Origin of the sequence: Streptomyces sp. NPDC055966 (assembly GCF_042269865.1) — a bacterium.
Taxonomy (GTDB): Bacteria; Actinomycetota; Actinomycetes; order Streptomycetales; family Streptomycetaceae; genus Streptomyces.
Genome location: NZ_JBHJYK010000004.1, coordinates 58,982 through 75,444 on the forward strand (window position 1 = coordinate 58,982; position 16,463 = coordinate 75,444).

A 16,463-nucleotide genomic window follows, 5' to 3' on the forward strand; every position below is an offset into this window, starting at 1 on the left:
GCGTGCACGAGAGGCCCGCGAGAGTGATCCTGAACACTGCGCAGATGGTGGTCGTGCCGAAGCTCTACGCTCAGGGCACGGCGCCCCGCCACCTGTACGGGGTTCCGCCCCACTCGCCGCTATGTACACAGGAGTCACCACAGTGACCGACGTAACCGGCGCGTCTGCTGATGTCCTGCACACCCTGTTCCACTCGGACCAGGGCGGCCATGAGCAGGTCGTGCTCTGCCAGGACCGCGCCAGCGGCCTCAAGGCCGTGATCGCCATCCACTCCACCGCCCTGGGCCCGGCCCTCGGCGGGACGCGCTTCTACCCCTACGCCACCGAGGCCGAGGCCGTCGCCGACGCCCTCAACCTCGCGCGCGGCATGTCGTACAAGAACGCCATGGCCGGCCTCGACCACGGCGGGGGCAAGGCCGTGATCATCGGCGACCCGGAGCGCGACAAGACCGAGGAGCTGCTCCTCGCCTACGGCCGCATGGTCGCCTCGCTCGGCGGGCGCTACGTCACCGCGTGCGACGTCGGCACGTACGTCGCCGACATGGACGTCGTGGCCCGCGAGTGCGCCTGGACCACCGGCCGCTCCCCCGAGAACGGCGGCGCCGGCGACTCCTCCGTGCTCACCGCCTTCGGCGTGTACCAGGGCATGCGCGCCTCCGCGCAGCACCTGTGGGGCGACCCCTCGCTGCGCGGACGCAAGGTCGGCGTCGCCGGCGTCGGCAAGGTCGGCCACCACCTGGTCCAGCACCTGCGGAACGAGGGCGCCGAGGTCGTGATCACGGACGTGCGCGCGGACGCCGTCCAGCGGATCCTCGACCAGTACCCCGAGGGCGTGTCGGCCGTCGCGGACACCGAGGAGCTGATCCGGGTGGAGGGGCTGGACGTCTACGCCCCCTGCGCCCTCGGCGGCGCCCTGAACGACGCCTCCGTCCCGGTGCTCACCGCGAAGGTGGTGTGCGGCGCGGCCAACAACCAGCTCGCGCACCCGGGTGTGGAGAAGGACCTCGCGGACCGCGGGATCCTCTACGCCCCGGACTACGTGGTGAACGCCGGCGGGGTCATCCAGGTCGCCGACGAGCTGCACGGGTTCGACTTCGACCGGTGCAGGGCGAAGGCGTCGAAGATCTTCGACACCACGCTGGCCATATTCGCACGTGCGAAGGCTGATGGCATTCCGCCGGCCGCGGCGGCCGACCGGATCGCCGAGCAGCGGATGGCCGAGGCCCGCGCGGGACACGTCGCACACTGACCCGTTCGCACACATGAGCGGTACCCGTCGGCGGGAACTTCGAGAGAACTCTCACTTCCCCCGGCGGGTCGTTCCCCGATAAGTGGTTAAAATCGCCACTGACCAGCGAGGACAGGGCGCCTCGAAGGTCCTGTGCACACGCGCGTGGTGCGGGCGACGTACCGTATGGGCGCGGGCTCAGGTACCGTGGAAGCCCTACGGACCGGCCTCTCTACTGAGAGTCCGTTCCAGATCATGAACGCGTGTCAGACTCTGGGGCCGTCGAGCCCCTGTCACCGAGGGGGTCGAGCCATGGGGCGCGGCCGGGCCAAGGCCAAGCAGACAAAGGTCGCCCGCCAGCTGAAGTACAACAGCGGTGGGACTGATCTGTCACGTCTGGCCAGTGAACTGGGCGCATCGACTTCGAGCCAGCCGCCGAACGGCGAGCCGTTCGAGGACGATGAGAACGACGAGGACGATCTCTACTCTCGTTACGCGGACCTCTACGAGGACGACGACGAGGAAGAGGACGACAAGGATCCTCACCAACAGCACCGTCGCGGCGCTTGACCTTGCAGTGACCAGTCCGGTCGGTGGCAGAGCCACCGACCGGTTTCTGTGCTGTCCGCACGGTCACCGCCCGCCGGATCCGGTCAGGATCAGGCGGAGTAGTCCCCGACCAGCTCGGCGCCGGTCGTCCTCGCGCCGCGCTCGGTGATCTCGCCGGCCACCCAGGCGTCGACCCCGCGGTCGGCCAGGGTCGCGAGGGCCACCTCGGTGGACTCCTGCGGGACGATCGCCATCATGCCGACGCCCATGTTGAGGGTCTTCTCCAGCTCCAGGCGCTCGACCTTGCCGGTGCGCCCGACGAGGTCGAAGATCGCGCCCGGGGTCCAGGTGGAGCGGTCGACCGTGGCGTGCAGGTGGTCCGGGATCACGCGGGCCAGGTTGGCCGCGAGACCGCCGCCGGTGATGTGCGAGAACGCGTGCACCTCGGTGGTGCGCAGCAGGGCCAGGCAGTCCAGCGAGTAGATCTTCGTGGGCTCCAGCAGCTCCTCGCCGAGGGTGCGGCCGAGCTCGGCGACCTCCGCCTCCAGGGCGAGACCGGCGCGGTCCAGCAGAACGTGGCGGACCAGGGAGTACCCGTTCGAGTGAAGCCCGGAGGACGCCATGGCGATCACCGCGTCACCCGTGCGGATGCGATCCGCGCCGAGCAGCCGGTCGGCCTCCACCACACCCGTACCGGCGCCGGCGACGTCGAAGTCGTCCTCGCCCAGCAGCCCCGGGTGTTCGGCCGTCTCGCCGCCCACCAGGGCGCACCCGGCGAGCACACAGCCCTCCGCGATGCCCTTCACGATGGCCGCGACGCGCTCGGGGTGGACCTTGCCGACGCAGATGTAGTCCGTCATGAACAGCGGCTCGGCACCGCACACCACGATGTCGTCCATGACCATGGCGACCAGGTCGTGGCCGATGGTGTCGTAGACGCCCAGCCGGCGCGCGATGTCGACCTTCGTGCCGACGCCGTCCGTGGCGGAGGCGAGCAGGGGGCGCTCGTAGCGCTTCAGGGCGGAGGCGTCGAAGAGGCCGGCGAAGCCGCCGAGGCCGCCGAGGACCTCGGGGCGCTGCGTCTTCTTCACCCACTCCTTCATCAGCTCGACGGCGCGGTCGCCCGCCTCGATGTCGACACCGGCAGCCGCGTAGGAAGCACCGGACTGGCTCTCAGACATTGCCTGGGATCTTTCGGGTTGATGACGGGGCTGATGACGGGCTTACGGACGACGGATCGCGTCGGCCGCGGCCGTGGCGGCGGGCCCGGCGGCCAGCTCGGTCTCCAGGAGCTGCTTGCCGAGCAGCTCGGGGTCCGGCAGCTCCATCGGGTACTCGCCGTCGAAGCAGGCGCGGCACAGGTTCGGCTTGGCGATGGTGGTCGCCTCGATCATGCCGTCGATGGAGATGTACGCGAGCGAGTCGGCGCCGAGGCTGGTGCCGATCTCCTCGATGGTCATCCCGTTGGCGATCAGCTCCGCGCGCGTGGCGAAGTCGATGCCGAAGAAGCAGGGCCACTTCACGGGCGGCGAGGAGATCCGGATGTGGACCTCGGCGGCGCCGGCCTCGCGGAGCATGCGGACCAGGGCGCGCTGGGTGTTGCCGCGCACGATCGAGTCGTCGACGACGACCAGTCGCTTGCCCTTGATGACTTCCTTCAGCGGGTTCAGCTTCAGGCGGATGCCCAGCTGGCGGATGGTCTGCGAGGGCTGGATGAAGGTCCGGCCGACGTAGGCGTTCTTCACCAGGCCGTTGCCGAAGGGGATGCCGGAGGCCTCCGCGTAGCCGACGGCGGCCGGGGTGCCGGACTCCGGGGTCGCTATGACGAGGTCGGCCTCGACGGGCGCTTCCTTGGCGAGCCGGCGTCCCATCTCCACGCGGGAGAGGTACACGTTCCGGCCGGCGATGTCCGTGTCCGGGCGGGCCAGGTACACGTACTCGAAGATACAGCCCTTGGGCTTTGCTTCCGCGAACCGTGAGGCGCGCAGACCGTTCTCGTCGATGGCGACGAACTCGCCCGGCTCGATCTCCCGCACGAAGCTCGCGCCGGTGATGTCGAGGGCGGCGGTCTCGGAGGCGACCACCCAGCCGCGCTCCAGCCGGCCGAGGACCAGCGGGCGGATGCCCTGCGGGTCGCGGGCGGCGTAGAGGGTGCCCTCGTCCATGAAGACGAGGGAGAAGGCACCGCGCACCTTCGGGAGCACCGCGTGCGCGGCCTCCTCGATGGTCAGCGGCTTGCCGTCCTCGTCGACCTGGGCGGCGAGCAGCGCCGTCAGCAGGTCGGTGTCGTTGGTGGCCGCGACCCGGGTGGAGCGGCTGTTGTTGTCGTTCGGCAGCTCGGCGACCATCTCGGCGAGCTGCGCCGTGTTGACCAGGTTGCCGTTGTGGCCGAGCGCGATGGAGCCGTGCGCGGTGGCACGGAACGTCGGCTGGGCGTTCTCCCACACGGACGCGCCGGTGGTCGAGTAGCGGGCGTGTCCGACCGCGATATGACCCTGGAGCGAACCGAGCGAGGTTTCGTCGAAGACCTGGGAGACGAGGCCCATGTCCTTGAAGACGAGGATCTGGGAGCCGTTGCTGACCGCGATTCCCGCGGATTCCTGACCCCGGTGCTGGAGGGCGTAGAGCCCGAAGTACGTGAGCTTTGCGACCTCTTCGCCCGGAGCCCAGACGCCGAAGACGCCGCAAGCGTCCTGGGGGCCCTTCTCGCCGGGAAGCAGATCGTGATTGAGTCGACCGTCACCACGTGGCACGGCACCGAGTGTAGGCGAGGTCGACCACTGGTCCGAATTGGGGATACGCGACCGTAACGGGTCACGGTGCACCTATCGCCTTGTCGGTTTTCTGATTTACGCAGGTCAGCGAGGGAACGTCGACCGCTTTTGCCGTATGCGCGAGTGAGGTGTCGCACATCATCCGAGGGCGTGACGGCTGAGGCGGATGAGGTCGCCGTTGCCGTCGGTGAGCGTGAGGCTCCCGTCGTCGGCCCTGGCGACCAGCGTGCCGGTGGTGAGCGCGCCGGCCAGGGCGCGCTCGAACTCCATGCGGTCCGGGGTGCAGGCCATCCGGGTCGTGCGCAGGCCGCCGAGGGTGATCCGGTCGCCCTGCACGGTGGCCCGGGCGCTGAACCGGTTGCAGCCGAGGTTGCCTGCCGCCCGGCCGTCCGCGTCGATGCGCAGGCGGGCGGCGGCGGGCGCGGACCGGGTCCTGCCGCCGACGGTGAGCGAGTCGACCCGCCAGTCGACCCCGGTGACCGGCTGCCGGGACATCGGCTGCCGAGACTGCCGGGACGTCGGCTGCTGGGAGCTCGGCTGCTGAGGGCCCGGCTGCTGGGAACTCACCGCACCACTGTCCGCCTTTCCGGCGCCGCAGGCCACCGTGAGCGGGACGAGCACGGCGGCGGCGGTCAGGATCATGCGCTGCTTGTACCGGTTCATGGCGATTCGACGCCGGACCGGTCGCGTCGGTTCCGCTACGACATCAGCGGCAGCAGACCCCCGATGTCCGCCCGCTCCCCGCTCGCGCTCACCGCGGCCTCCGCCAGGGCGTCCCGCCAGCCCACGCGGCCGGTGGCGAGACGGATCCAGGTCAGCGGGTCGGTCTCGACGACGTTCGGCGGGGTGCCACGGGTGTGCCGCGGACCCTCGACGCACTGCACGACGGCGTACGGCGGCACGCGCACCTCGGTGGAGCCGCCGGGCGCCTTCGCGGCGAGGGCGTCGGCGAGCAGCCGGGTGGCGGCGGCCAGGGCCTGGCGGTCGTACGGCACGTCCAGGCCGGGCACGGCGGCGTTGAGGTCGTCGGTGTGGACGACGAGTTCGACGGTGCGGGTGACGAGGTAGTCGTCCAGGGGCAGCGCGCCCGCGTTGGTCGCGAGCAGCCGGCTGCCGGGGTGTTCGGCGAGCAGCGTGCGCAGGGACGCGTCGACGTCGGCGAGATAGGCGTCGAGGTCGGGGTGTTCGGCGGCGAGGCCCCGGGTGAACGCGTCGATGGCGGGGGCACTGGCCGCGGTGGCGAAGGGCCACTGCACGACCGTCACGTCCTGCCGGGGCGGGGCCGGATGATCGAGGGCGCGGTGCACGGCGGTGACCGCCATGCCGATGTGCGCGATCAGGTCCCGTACGGTCCACCCGTCGAGCCGGGTGGGCAGGGCGAGTTGCCCGGGGTCGAGACCGCGGGCCGCCTCCCGCACGTGTCCGAGCTGGCCGAGGACGGCGGCGCGGGTCCTGGCGGAGTCGTAGGTGCGGGCGCGCTTCTGGGCGGGAGGCATGGCGGTGAGCCTATGCCGTGCCCGCCCACGATTCATTCACAATGTTTCTAGAGCACTTTTCTAGAATGACATTTCAGACGGCTCTAGGCTGGCCGCCATGACACCACGCTTCACCACCACGCCCCGGTTAGCCCGTCGGTCCGTGCTGAAGGCCGGACTGGGCATGGGCATCGCCCTGTCCGGCACGGGACTCGTCACCGCCGCTCCCGCCACGGCCGCTGCCGCCGGGCAGAACGGCACCCCGCTGTGCGACAACCCCGGTGACTCGGCGAGCGGGCAGGGACTCGGCTCCGGTGACCTGTGCATCCCGTACCACCGGGAACACGACGACACCTGGGGCTATGTCTTCGGCGACTCGTGGCGCGGCATCCAGCAGACCGGCGAGTACATCGGCTCCCCGGTGATCCTGAACCAGGACCGCTTCGACGCCTCCGGCGCCGCCCCGATCTCCTTCACCTGGGCCATGCCGACCGGCGGCCGGGCGGGCCAGCTGTTCGACTACACGCACCGCGCGGACAACGGGTACGGCTTCGAGATCAGCCGGATCCCCAACGACTGCATCGAGTTCGGCGGCCGCACCTACCTCCAGTACACCTCGGTCCACACCTGGGGCGGTCCGGACGACCCGCAGTGGGTGGACGGCCACGACGGCTCCCTGATGTCAGGGGTCGCCTACTCCGACGACTACGGCGTGACCTGGACCGACTACGACTACCACTGGGACGGCGACCACCGGGGCGTCAACCAGAACATGTACGGCATGTGGTCGTTCGCGGGCATCGACCCCGACGGCTGGCTGTACATCTACTCCAAGCGCTGGAACGGCACGCACAGGAACTCGGCCGACGGCGGGGCGATCCAGCTGTTCCGGTACCGCCCCGACGACTTCCGCGCGGGCCGCTTCGACCTGCAGCAGAACTGGGCCTACGTGAACGGCTCCTGGACCTGGACCGACGCCTCGACCCCGCCCTCGGTGATCCTCTCCGGCAACAACACCGGTGAGTTCTCGGTCAAGCGGATCGGCGACACGTACTGCATGAGCTACTTCGACGTGGTCCTGGGCACGATCTTCACGCGCAACGCGCCCCGCCCGGACGCCCCGTGGAGCGTGCCGGTCCCGCGGATCACCGGCTTGCAGGTGCCGAACCTCTACGGCGGCTACATCCACCCCGGCAGCGCGGGCGCGAACTCGCTGACGCTGATCGTGTCGCAGTGGAACGGCACGCAGAACGCCCCGCCCTACTGGGTGCGGCAGTTCGACGGCATCCCCGCGTGAGCATGCCCGTCCGGGCCCGGTCGCAGGGGAGCCGGGCCCGGACGGGCGACGCGGGGTCTACGCCAGCAGCGCCGGGATCGTCTCCTCGTGCGCCGTGCGCAGCTCGGCCAGCGACAGCTCGAACTCGCCCTGGATCTCCACCGATTCCCCGTCCACGACACCGATGCGCGTGGCCGGCAGCCCCCGGGCGCCGCACATGTCGTTGAAGCGGACCTCCTCCGAGCGCGGGACGGCCACGACGGCGCGGCCGGCCGACTCGGAGAACAGGAAGGTGAAGGCGTCCAGGCCGTCGGGTACGACCAGTCGCGCGCCCTTGCCGCCCAGCAGGGCGGACTCGACCACGGCCTGGACCAGACCGCCGTCGGACAGGTCGTGCGCGGAGTCGATCATGCCGTCGCGGGAGGCGGAGATCAGGATCTCGCCCAGCAGCCGCTCACGCTCCAGGTCGACCTGCGGGGGCAGACCGCCGAGGTGGTCGTGGACCACCTGGGACCAGGCCGAGCCGCCGAACTCCTCGCGGGTGTCGCCGAGGAGGTAGATCAGCTGGCCCTCCTCCTGGAAGGCGACCGGGGTGCGGCGGGCCACGTCGTCGATCACGCCGAGGACGGCGACGACCGGCGTCGGGTGGATGGCCGCCTCGCCCGTCTGGTTGTAGAGCGAGACGTTGCCGCCGGTCACGGGCGTGCCCAGCTGCTTGCAGCCGTCCGCCAGACCGCGCACGGCCTCCGCGAACTGCCACATCACCGCCGGGTCCTCGGGCGAGCCGAAGTTCAGGCAGTCGGAGACGGCCAGCGGCTTGGCACCCGTGGTGGCGACGTTCCGGTACGCCTCGGCCAGCGCCAGCTGCGCGCCCGTGTACGGGTCGAGCTTGGCGTAGCGGCCGTTGCCGTCGGTGGCGATGGCGACACCGAGGCCGCTCTCCTCGTCCACCCGGATCATGCCCGAGTCCTCGGGCTGGGCCAGCACCGTGTTGCCCTGCACGAAGTGGTCGTACTGCTGGGTGATCCACTTCTTGGAGGCCTGGTTCGGGGACGCGACCAGCTTCAGGACCTGGGCCTTCAGCTCGTCCGACGTGGCGGGCCGGGGCAGCTTGTTCGCGTCGTCGGCCTGGAGGGCGTCCTGCCAGTCCGGGCGGGCGTACGGGCGCTCGTAGACCGGGCCGTCGTGCGCGACCGTGCGCGGGTCGACGTCCACGATCTTGCCGCCGTGCCAGAAGATCTCCAGCCGGTCGCCGTCGGTCACCTCACCGATGACGGTGGCGATGACGTCCCACTTCTCGCAGATCTCCAGGAAGCGGTCGACCTTCTCCGGCTCGACCACCGCACACATGCGTTCCTGCGACTCGCTCATGAGGATCTCCTCGGGCGAGAGCGTCGAGTCGCGCAGCGGTACGTCGTCCAGGGTGACGGTCATGCCGCCGGAGCCGTTGGAGGCCAGCTCGGACGTGGCACAGGACAGGCCCGCCGCGCCGAGGTCCTGGATGCCGACGACCAGCTTCTCCCGGAAGGCCTCCAGGGTGCACTCGATGAGGAGCTTCTCCTGGAAGGGGTCGCCGACCTGGACGGCGGGACGCTTCGACGGCTTGGCGTCGTCGAAGGTCTCCGAGGCCAGGATCGAGGCGCCGCCGATGCCGTCGCCGCCGGTCCGGGCGCCGTACAGGATGACCTTGTTGCCCGCGCCGGAGGCCTTGGCGAGGTGGATGTCCTCGTGCCGCATCACGCCGATGGCACCGGCGTTGACCAGCGGGTTGCCCTGGTAGCAGGCGTCGAAGACGACCTCGCCGCCGATGTTGGGCAGGCCCAGGCAGTTGCCGTAGCCGCCGATGCCGGCGACGACACCCGGCAGGACGCGCTTGGTGTCGGGGTGGTCGGCCGCGCCGAAACGCAGCGGGTCGACCACGGCGACCGGGCGGGCGCCCATCGCGATGATGTCGCGCACGATGCCGCCGACACCCGTGGCCGCGCCCTGGTAGGGCTCGACGTAGGAGGGGTGGTTGTGCGACTCGACCTTGAAGGTGACCGCGTACCCCTGGCCGACGTCCACCACGCCCGCGTTCTCGCCGATGCCGACGAGCAGCGCGTCGCTCTCGGGCGCCTTCTCGCCGAACTGGCGCAGGTGGACCTTGGAGGACTTGTACGAGCAGTGCTCGGACCACATGACCGAGTACATGGCGAGCTCGGCGCCGGTCGGGCGGCGGCCGAGGATCTCCACCACCCGCTCGTACTCGTCCTTCTTCAGGCCGAGTTCGGCCCAGGGCAGCTCGACGTCGGGGGTCGCGGCCGCGTGCTCGACCGTGTCCAGAGGCGTCCGGCTCATGCGTTGACCAGCTTCTTGAGGATCGAGGTGAAGAAGGGGAGGCCGTCGGTGCGGCCCGTGCCGACGAGCGGCTCGACGGCGTGCTCCGGGTGCGGCATCAGGCCCACGACATTGCCGGCCTCGTTGGTGATGCCGGCGATGTCCCGCAGCGACCCGTTCGGGTTGAAGTCCACGTAGCGGAAGACGACCCGGCCCTCCGCCTCCAGCTTGTCGAGCGTGTACGCGTCGGCGACGTACCGGCCGTCCATGTTCTTCAGCGGGATGTGGATCTCCTGGCCCGCGCGGTAGTCGCCGGTCCAGGCGGTCTCCGCGTTCTCCACCCGCAGCTTCTGGTCGCGGCAGATGAAGTGGAGGTGGTCGTTGCCGAGCATCGCGCCCGGAAGGAGGTGGGCCTCGGTGAGGACCTGGAAGCCGTTGCAGATGCCGAGGACCGGCAGGCCGGCCTTCGCCTGTTCGATGACGGACTCCATCACCGGCGAGAACCGGGAGATGGCACCGGCCCGCAGATAGTCGCCGTAGGAGAAGCCGCCGGGCAGCACCACGGCGTCGACCTGGTGCAGGTCCTTGTCCTTGTGCCACAGGGCGACGGGCTCGGCGCCCGCGAGGCGGATCGCGCGCTGGGTGTCCCGGTCGTCCAGGCTGCCGGGGAAAGTGACGACGCCAATACGAGCGGTCACTTCGCCGCCTCCGCGACTTCCGCGGCCTCTTCCACCTTGACGGTGAAGTCCTCGATCACGGTGTTGGCGAGGAAGGATTCCGCAAGATCGTGGATGCGGGCGAGCGCGGCCTCGTCGACCGGCCCGTCAACTTCCAGTTCGAAACGCTTTCCCTGACGTACGTCCGAGATCCCTTCGAAACCCAGGCGCGGCAGCGCACGCTGGACCGCCTGGCCCTGGGGGTCGAGGATCTCCGGCTTGAGCATGACGTCGACGACGACGCGTGCCACTGGCACTCCCGGTGTGTGGTGCTGAGCAGGTTCCTTCAGACTACCCGCACAAAATTTCTACGCGAGTAGAGTTGGAGGAAAGTACGTGAGGCGCATCACGATCGGGTGTCGAAGCCGTGCGGTCGCGAAAAGTTCTGGGAAAGTTCCACAGTCCGCCCGGTCCGCCTATTGCACTGGGACACGCAGACGGATTTAGTCGGGCTTCACTTTGCATTGCCGGGCACTGTACAAATGAATTGGCAATAGCCGATACTCGGCATGTCATCGGCGTTGAGCTGTTATGACGTGCCGCACGAAGGGACCGATATTCGTGGCGCAAAAGGTCGTGGTCACGCTCTTTGACGACATCGACGGCTCGGAAGCGGCGGAAACGATCGCCTTCGGACTCGACGGCAAGTCGTACGAGATCGACCTCAACGCATCCAACGCCAAGAAACTGCGCAAGGCGCTCGCGCCCTACGTCGAGGCCGGCCGCAAGCGGTCACGGTCCGGCAAGGCGTACAAGCAGACGGAGGTCGCCCCCGACCCGGCGGCCGTCCGCGCCTGGGCCCAGGCCAACAAGATGGACGTACCGGCCCGCGGGCGCATCCCCAAGAAGGTGTACGAGGCCTTCAGCGCCGCGCAGTGAGCCCGCGAAGGGGCAGCCCCCAGGGTCCGTCAGCGGGCCCTGGGGGCTGTGCACTTGGGTGGCGGCGGGCCGCCGCGGGGGGCTCTGGGGAGCCGACTTGCGCAACCCCCCCGTTGATCAGCTAATGTCTGGAGCACGCCGAGGGGCGAGACCGAAAGGCCGGAACCCCGAGGATCTTGCGGGTGTAGTTCAGTAGTAGAACATCCCCCTTCCAGGGGGAAGGCGCAGTGTGCGATTCCTGTCACCCGCTCTGGCACCGGTCACGACCACTCTTGTGGATCAGGTAGGCTGGTGCTCGCACCGATCGGTGGGAGCCGGTCGGGGGCAGTGCGGACGTAGCTCAGTTGGTAGAGCGCAACCTTGCCAAGGTTGAGGTCGCGAGTTCGAGCCTCGTCGTCCGCTCGGGAATGAGACCCCGGTCCTTCTGGACCGGGGTCTTTTCGTTGCCCGCCGATCTGCCTTCTGACATTTGTCATGCGGGGTGATGACACCGCGCACTGCCGAACCGCTCCGGCCGCCGGGACGCTGAGGGCATGGACTACGACGAACACGAACACGTGATTGAGGTCGCCGATCTCACACGCGTCTACGGGGGCGGGTTCGAGGCCGTACGCGGAATCTCCTTCTCCGTGGCACGCGGGGAGATCTTCGCCCTGCTGGGGACCAACGGCGCGGGCAAGACCTCGACGGTCGAACTGCTGGAAGGACTCGCGGCACCCGCCGCGGGCCGGATCCGGATCCTCGGCCACGATCCCTACCGCGAACGGGCCGCCGTACGGCCGCGCACCGGGGTGATGCTCCAGGAGGGCGGCTTCCCGGCCGAGCTGACCGTCGCCGAGACCGCCCGCATGTGGGCCGGGTGCACGAGCGGGGCCCGGCCGGAGGCCGAGGTGCTGGCGCTGGTCGGGCTCACCGACAAGCACGCGGTGCGGGTCAAGCAGCTCTCCGGCGGTGAGCGCAGACGGCTGGACCTCGCGCTGGCGCTGCTCAACGACCCCGAGGTGCTCTTCCTCGACGAGCCGACGACCGGGCTCGACGCGGAAGGGCGCCGGGACACCTGGGAGTTGGTGCGCGCACTGCGCGACACGGGCACGACCGTGCTGCTCACCACGCACTACCTGGAGGAGGCCGAGGGCCTCGCCGACCGGCTCGCCATCCTGCACGAGGGCCGGATCGCCGTCTCCGGGACCCCGGCCGAGGTGACCGCCGGCCGGCCCTCCCGGATGTCCTTCGAGCTGCCCCAGGGCTACTTCCTCGGCGACCTGCCGCCGCTCGCCGAACTCGGCGTCAGCGGCCATGAGGTGGAGGGCAGGGTCGTACGGCTGCGGACGGCCGAACTCCAGCTGACGGCGACCCGGGTGCTGACCTGGGCCGAGCGGGCCGGGGTCGAACTGCGCGCCCTGGACGTGCGCTCCGCCTCGCTGGAGGAGGCGTTCCTCGGGATCGCGCGCGAGCAGACACAGGGACGGGCGCAGGCGCAGGCCCAGGGGGTGGCGGCATGAGCACGCTTCAGGTCACGGGCACACCGGCACGCGGGGCGTCCCGGACGACGGCCGTAGGGCGGCTGCGGGCGCTGGGCCGGGCGGAGCTGGCGCTGCTCGCCCGCAACCGGGGTGTCGTGTTCACGGCGCTGTCCGTGCCGCTGCTGCTGCCGTTCAGCGTGCGGCCGGCGCTCGACCACGTCGACCTGAAGAAGCAGGGCCTGACCGTCGGCACGACCATGCTGACGGCCGCGATCGGCTTCTCCTTCCTCTTCGCCGTCTACACCTCCCTGGTCAACGCCTACGTCGCCCGCCGCGAGGAACTCGTCCTCAAGCGGCTGCGCACCGGCGAGCTCTCCGACGCCGAGATCCTCGCCGGCACCGCGCTGCCCGCCGTCGGCATCGGGCTCGCCCAGGCGGTCGTGGTGTCCGCCGCGTGCGCCGCGCTGCTGCACACCGGCGCACCCAAGGCGCCGTACCTGCTGCTGCCGGGCGTGCTGGCCGGGTTCGTGATCAGTGCCGGGCTCGCCGCGCTCACCGCGGGCTTCACCCGGACCGTGGAGAGCGGGCAGGTCACCGCGCTGCCGCTGATGTTCGTGTCGATGCTCGGCTCCGGGATCACGTTCCCGACCGAGGTCATGCCGCAACGGCTCGCCTCCGTCTGCGAGTTGCTCCCGCTGTCCGCACCGATCCGGCTCGTCCGGGGCGGCTGGAGCGGCCAGTTGAGCGGGTACGAGGCCCTCGGCGCCCTGGGGACCGCGCTGGCCTGGGCGATCGTGGCGGTGTTTGCTGGACGCCGGTGGTTCCGCTGGGAGCCGCGGCGGTGAGGTACAAGGCGTGACGGGGGGATCCGGGGATGAGAGGGCCACGCGGCTGGTGGCGGGGCAAGAGCCGACCGCAGCAGGTGGAGACGTACACACGCTGGTCGTTCTACTTCTTCTCCGTCGTGGAGATCACCGGCATGAGCGGGCCCCTGAGCGGGAAGATCCCGCCGTGGCTCGCGGGCTGGCTGCTCGCGATGATCGTCGGGCACGCGGTGGTGACCACGGTGACCTCCGCCAAGGCCCTGGACTGGACCCGCGGCCGTCGGGCCCGGCCGGTGCGGGCCCTGTGGGCGCTGGGCACCGTCACCGTCGTCCTGGCGGTGACCGTCCTCGCGGTGCACCAGTACGGGCCGGTCGGCCGGGGCACCGGACAGGCCGTCGGCACGGTCTACGGCGGTCTGATGTCCTGGGGCGGGGGCCTGCTGACGCTCGGCGTCCGCGGCCGACGGCAGATGCTCGCGATCGTCTCCGGCTTCGCCGTCGGCGCCGGAGTGCTGTCCCTGCCGCTGGGCGTCGCCTGGCCCATCGCGGTGGTCACGGCGTTCCTGGTGTTCCTGTCCGCCGGATTCCTCGCCGTCACCTGCCTCTTCTCCGTGTGGCTGCTCGACTCCGTGTACGAGCTGGACGAGGCCCGCGAGACCCGGGCCCGGCTCGCCGTCGCCGAGGAGCGGCTGCGGTTCGGGCGGGACCTGCACGACGTCCTCGGGCGGAATCTGTCCGTGATCTCGCTGAAGAGCGAGCTGGCCGTCCAGCTCGCCCGGCGCGGACGGCCGGAGGCGGTGGAGCAGATGATCGAGGTGCAGCGCGTCGCGCAGGAGTCCCAGCGCGAGGTGCGGGCCGTCGTCCGCGGCTATCGCGAGGCCGACCTCGGCGCCGAACTGGTGGGCGCACAGGGCGTGTTGGCGGCCGCCGGGATCGACTGCGAGGTCGGCGACCGGACCGCGGGGCTGCCCGCCGAGGTGCAGTCGGTGCTCGGCTGGGTGGTGCGCGAGGCGACCACCAACGTGCTGCGGCACGGCGATGCGCGCCGGTGCGAGGTGGGGCTGCGGGTGCGGGAGCGGCGTGTGGTGCTGACGGTGGAGAACGACGGAGTGGCCGGAACCCCTCACGGGGGTGGGGGTTCCGGTCTCGCCGGGCTGCGCGAGCGGCTGGCCGCCGTCGGCGGCACGCTCCGGGCCGGGCGCGTCGGCGAGGACCGGTTCCGGCTGGCGGCCGAGGTGCCGCTGACACAGGAGACGAGAGAAGTGAGCGGAGTCACGTTGTGAGCAGTCCGGTACGGCTGTTGCTCGCCGACGACGAGCATCTGATCCGGGGCGCCCTGGCCGCGCTGCTGTCGCTGGAGGACGATCTCCTCGTCGTCGCGGAGGCGGCGACCGGACCCGAGGCCCTCGCCATGGCCCGGGCCCACACGCCCGACGTGGCCGTACTGGATCTCCAGATGCCGGGCGCCGACGGTGTGAGGGTCGCCACATCCCTGCGCGCCGAACTGCCCGGCTGCCAGGTGCTGATCGTCACCGGCCACGGCCGCCCCGGCCATCTGAAACGGGCGCTCGCGGCCGGTGTGCGCGGGTTCGTCCCGAAGACCGTCAGCGCCCAGCGGCTCGCCGAGATCATCCGCACCGTGCACGCCGGAAACCGCTACGTGGACCCGGAGTTGGCCGCCGACGCGATCTCCGCCGGGGACTCCCCGCTGACCGCGCGGGAGGCCGAGGTGCTGGAGCTGGCGGCCGACGGGGCGCCGGTCGCGGAGATCGCCGAGCGGGCCGCGCTGTCCCCCGGGACCGTGCGGAACTACCTCTCCTCGGCCGTCACCAAGCTCGGCGCCGAGAACCGTCATGCGGCAGTGCGTCTCGCACGCGAGCGAGGTTGGGTATAGTTGCTCTCGCGCCACGACGCACTGCGGACGTAGCTCAGTTGGTAGAGCGCAACCTTGCCAAGGTTGAGGTCGCGAGTTCGAGCCTCGTCGTCCGCTCCATGAAGAAGGCCCCCGGTTCTCCGGGGGCCTTTTCGCGTGACGGCCGTTACGACCAGGTGTGACCCGTCAGCCGCTCGTACGCCTCCACGTACTTCTGCCGGGTCCGCTCGACGACCTCGGCCGGCAGCGGCGGCGGGGGCTGCTCGCTCCTGCGGTCCCAGCCGGACTCCGCCGAGGTCAGCCAGTCGCGCACGAACTGCTTGTCGTACGACGGCTGGGCACGGCCCGGCTGCCAGGTGTCGGCCGGCCAGAAGCGGGAGGAGTCCGGGGTGAGGACCTCGTCGGCGAGGACCAGGGTGTCGCCGTCGAAGCCGAACTCGAACTTGGTGTCGGCCAGGATGATCCCGCGGTCGCGGGCGATATCCCGGGCGCGGGAGTACACGGCGAGGGTGGCCTGGCGCAGCTGGGCCGCGGTCTCGGCGCCGACCTGACGGGCGACCTCCTCGTAGGAGACGTTCTCGTCGTGCTCGCCGACCTCGGCCTTGGCGGCCGGGGTGAAGATCGGGGCCGGCAGTTCCGAGCCGTCGACAAGGCCCTCGGGCAGGGCGAGGCCGCAGACCGTACGGGACTCGTCGTACTCCAGCAGGCCCGAGCCGGTGAGGTAGCCGCGCGCCACGCACTCGACCGGGACCATCTTCAGCTGCTTGCAGACCAGCGTGCGGCCCGCCCAGTCGGCCGGGGCGCCCGCGGGCAGCTCGGTGCTGAGGACGTGGTGGGGGGCGAGGTCGCGGAGCTGGTCGAACCACCACAGGGAGAGCTGGGTGAGGACGCGGCCCTTGTCGGGGATCTCGGTGGGCAGCACCCAGTCGTAGGCGGACATGCGGTCACTGGCGACCATCACGAGGTCGCCCGCCTCGTTCTGGTACAGCTCGCGCACCTTGCCGGTGTGCAGGTGCACCAGGCCCGGAACCTGAATCGGCTCGGGCTTTTCTACGAATCCGGACACGGTTCCTCCCCGTGGTTCTGTCCA

General features: G+C 70.5%; 16 protein-coding genes and 3 tRNA genes. 11 read left to right on the plus strand and 8 right to left on the minus strand.

Translation table 11 applies throughout. The features are described 5' to 3' along the window. Positions 1-121 precede the first annotated feature (121 nt). On the plus strand, positions 122-1,249 hold the full coding sequence (locus ACFC8N_RS09960) for a Leu/Phe/Val dehydrogenase (protein WP_376287806.1): 1,128 nt from the start codon (positions 122-124) through the stop codon (positions 1,247-1,249). Between the two features lie 291 nt (positions 1,250-1,540). Further along, complete coding sequence (locus ACFC8N_RS09965) at positions 1,541-1,798, plus strand: DUF3073 domain-containing protein (RefSeq protein ID WP_023548946.1); 258 nt, start codon at positions 1,541-1,543, stop codon at positions 1,796-1,798. Positions 1,799-1,887: 89 nt separating this feature from the next. Here the strand turns inward: ACFC8N_RS09965 and purM are convergent, their stop codons facing one another. The 4 genes from purM to ACFC8N_RS09985 all read right to left on the minus strand — a co-directional run bounded on the left by purM (position 1,888) and on the right by ACFC8N_RS09985 (position 6,047). Beyond that, positions 1,888-2,958, minus strand: coding sequence for a phosphoribosylformylglycinamidine cyclo-ligase (gene purM / locus ACFC8N_RS09970; RefSeq protein ID WP_356029931.1), 1,071 nt, complete (start codon positions 2,956-2,958; stop codon positions 1,888-1,890). 42 nt (positions 2,959-3,000) lie between these two features. Continuing rightward, positions 3,001-4,530: an amidophosphoribosyltransferase gene (gene purF / locus ACFC8N_RS09975; protein WP_356029930.1), complete on the minus strand. Its 1,530-nt coding sequence runs from the start codon at positions 4,528-4,530 to the stop codon at positions 3,001-3,003. 159 nt (positions 4,531-4,689) lie between these two features. Next, entirely contained in the window at positions 4,690-5,214 is a 525-nt protein-coding gene (locus ACFC8N_RS09980) for an META domain-containing protein (protein WP_376287809.1), read from the minus strand. A gap of 35 nt (positions 5,215-5,249) precedes the next feature. Further along, entirely contained in the window at positions 5,250-6,047 is a 798-nt protein-coding gene (locus ACFC8N_RS09985) for a sterol carrier family protein (protein ID WP_356029928.1), read from the minus strand. Positions 6,048-6,189: 142 nt separating this feature from the next. Here ACFC8N_RS09985 and ACFC8N_RS09990 point away from each other — a divergent pair, with 142 nt between their 5' ends. Continuing rightward, on the plus strand, positions 6,190-7,323 hold the full coding sequence (locus ACFC8N_RS09990) for a DUF4185 domain-containing protein (protein ID WP_376287811.1): 1,134 nt from the start codon (positions 6,190-6,192) through the stop codon (positions 7,321-7,323). A gap of 57 nt (positions 7,324-7,380) precedes the next feature. Here the strand turns inward: ACFC8N_RS09990 and purL are convergent, their stop codons facing one another. Genes purL through purS form a run of 3 tightly spaced genes read right to left on the minus strand, consistent with a single transcriptional unit; the run spans position 7,381 to position 10,585 of the window. After that, on the minus strand, positions 7,381-9,639 hold the full coding sequence (gene purL / locus ACFC8N_RS09995) for a phosphoribosylformylglycinamidine synthase subunit PurL (protein ID WP_356029926.1): 2,259 nt from the start codon (positions 9,637-9,639) through the stop codon (positions 7,381-7,383). Next, positions 9,636-10,316, minus strand: coding sequence for a phosphoribosylformylglycinamidine synthase subunit PurQ (purQ, locus tag ACFC8N_RS10000; RefSeq protein ID WP_356029925.1), 681 nt, complete (start codon positions 10,314-10,316; stop codon positions 9,636-9,638). Before purQ ends, purL begins: the two co-directional genes overlap by 4 nt. Further along, complete coding sequence (gene purS, locus ACFC8N_RS10005; protein WP_067056252.1) at positions 10,313-10,585, minus strand: phosphoribosylformylglycinamidine synthase subunit PurS; 273 nt, start codon at positions 10,583-10,585, stop codon at positions 10,313-10,315. The genes purQ and purS overlap by 4 nt, the downstream gene beginning before the upstream one ends. A 310-nt stretch (positions 10,586-10,895) precedes the next feature. Here purS and ACFC8N_RS10010 point away from each other — a divergent pair, with 310 nt between their 5' ends. The 8 genes from ACFC8N_RS10010 (at position 10,896) to ACFC8N_RS10045 (ending at position 15,493) form a co-directional block, all read left to right on the plus strand. Next, the gene (locus ACFC8N_RS10010; RefSeq protein ID WP_067056255.1) at positions 10,896-11,213 is read left to right on the plus strand and encodes an Lsr2 family protein; all 318 of its coding nucleotides are present in this window, start codon (positions 10,896-10,898) and stop codon (positions 11,211-11,213) included. 178 nt (positions 11,214-11,391) lie between these two features. After that, positions 11,392-11,463: transfer RNA gene (locus ACFC8N_RS10015), tRNA-Gly, on the plus strand. Between the two features lie 79 nt (positions 11,464-11,542). After that, a tRNA-Gly gene (locus tag ACFC8N_RS10020) sits at positions 11,543-11,615 on the plus strand. 131 nt (positions 11,616-11,746) lie between these two features. Then, the gene (locus ACFC8N_RS10025; RefSeq protein ID WP_356029924.1) at positions 11,747-12,715 is read left to right on the plus strand and encodes an ABC transporter ATP-binding protein; all 969 of its coding nucleotides are present in this window, start codon (positions 11,747-11,749) and stop codon (positions 12,713-12,715) included. Next, complete coding sequence (locus ACFC8N_RS10030) at positions 12,712-13,521, plus strand: ABC transporter permease (RefSeq protein ID WP_376287813.1); 810 nt, start codon at positions 12,712-12,714, stop codon at positions 13,519-13,521. The genes ACFC8N_RS10025 and ACFC8N_RS10030 overlap by 4 nt, the downstream gene beginning before the upstream one ends. 29 nt (positions 13,522-13,550) lie before the next feature. Continuing rightward, positions 13,551-14,783 carry a histidine kinase gene (locus ACFC8N_RS10035; protein WP_362823042.1) on the plus strand — a complete coding sequence of 411 codons (1,233 nt, stop codon included), beginning with the start codon at positions 13,551-13,553 and terminating at the stop codon, positions 14,781-14,783. Then, positions 14,780-15,394 (plus strand): response regulator transcription factor, encoded by a 615-nt coding sequence (locus tag ACFC8N_RS10040; protein WP_356029921.1) that lies wholly within the window; start codon positions 14,780-14,782, stop codon positions 15,392-15,394. The genes ACFC8N_RS10035 and ACFC8N_RS10040 overlap by 4 nt, the downstream gene beginning before the upstream one ends. 23 nt (positions 15,395-15,417) lie before the next feature. After that, a tRNA-Gly gene (locus ACFC8N_RS10045) sits at positions 15,418-15,493 on the plus strand. Positions 15,494-15,539: 46 nt separating this feature from the next. On the opposite strand, the gene ACFC8N_RS10050 is transcribed toward ACFC8N_RS10045, so the two are convergent. Next, positions 15,540-16,439 (minus strand): phosphoribosylaminoimidazolesuccinocarboxamide synthase, encoded by a 900-nt coding sequence (locus ACFC8N_RS10050; RefSeq protein WP_356029920.1) that lies wholly within the window; start codon positions 16,437-16,439, stop codon positions 15,540-15,542. Positions 16,440-16,463 lie beyond the last annotated feature (24 nt).

Excerpts from the sequence above, each read along its gene's own strand:
- ACFC8N_RS09960 (WP_376287806.1), top strand. The coding sequence starts at position 122 with ATGTACACAGGAGTCACCACAGTGACCGACGTAACCGGCGCGTCTGCT.
- ACFC8N_RS09965 (WP_023548946.1), top strand. The coding sequence starts at position 1,541 with ATGGGGCGCGGCCGGGCCAAGGCCAAGCAGACAAAGGTCGCCCGCCAG.
- purM (WP_356029931.1), bottom strand. The coding sequence starts at position 2,958 with ATGTCTGAGAGCCAGTCCGGTGCTTCCTACGCGGCTGCCGGTGTCGAC.
- ACFC8N_RS09980 (WP_376287809.1), bottom strand. The coding sequence starts at position 5,214 with ATGAACCGGTACAAGCAGCGCATGATCCTGACCGCCGCCGCCGTGCTC.
- ACFC8N_RS09985 (WP_356029928.1), bottom strand. The coding sequence starts at position 6,047 with ATGCCTCCCGCCCAGAAGCGCGCCCGCACCTACGACTCCGCCAGGACC.
- purL (WP_356029926.1), bottom strand. The coding sequence starts at position 9,639 with ATGAGCCGGACGCCTCTGGACACGGTCGAGCACGCGGCCGCGACCCCC.
- ACFC8N_RS10025 (WP_356029924.1), top strand. The coding sequence starts at position 11,747 with ATGGACTACGACGAACACGAACACGTGATTGAGGTCGCCGATCTCACA.
- ACFC8N_RS10030 (WP_376287813.1), top strand. The coding sequence starts at position 12,712 with ATGAGCACGCTTCAGGTCACGGGCACACCGGCACGCGGGGCGTCCCGG.
- ACFC8N_RS10035 (WP_362823042.1), top strand. The coding sequence starts at position 13,551 with ATGAGAGGGCCACGCGGCTGGTGGCGGGGCAAGAGCCGACCGCAGCAG.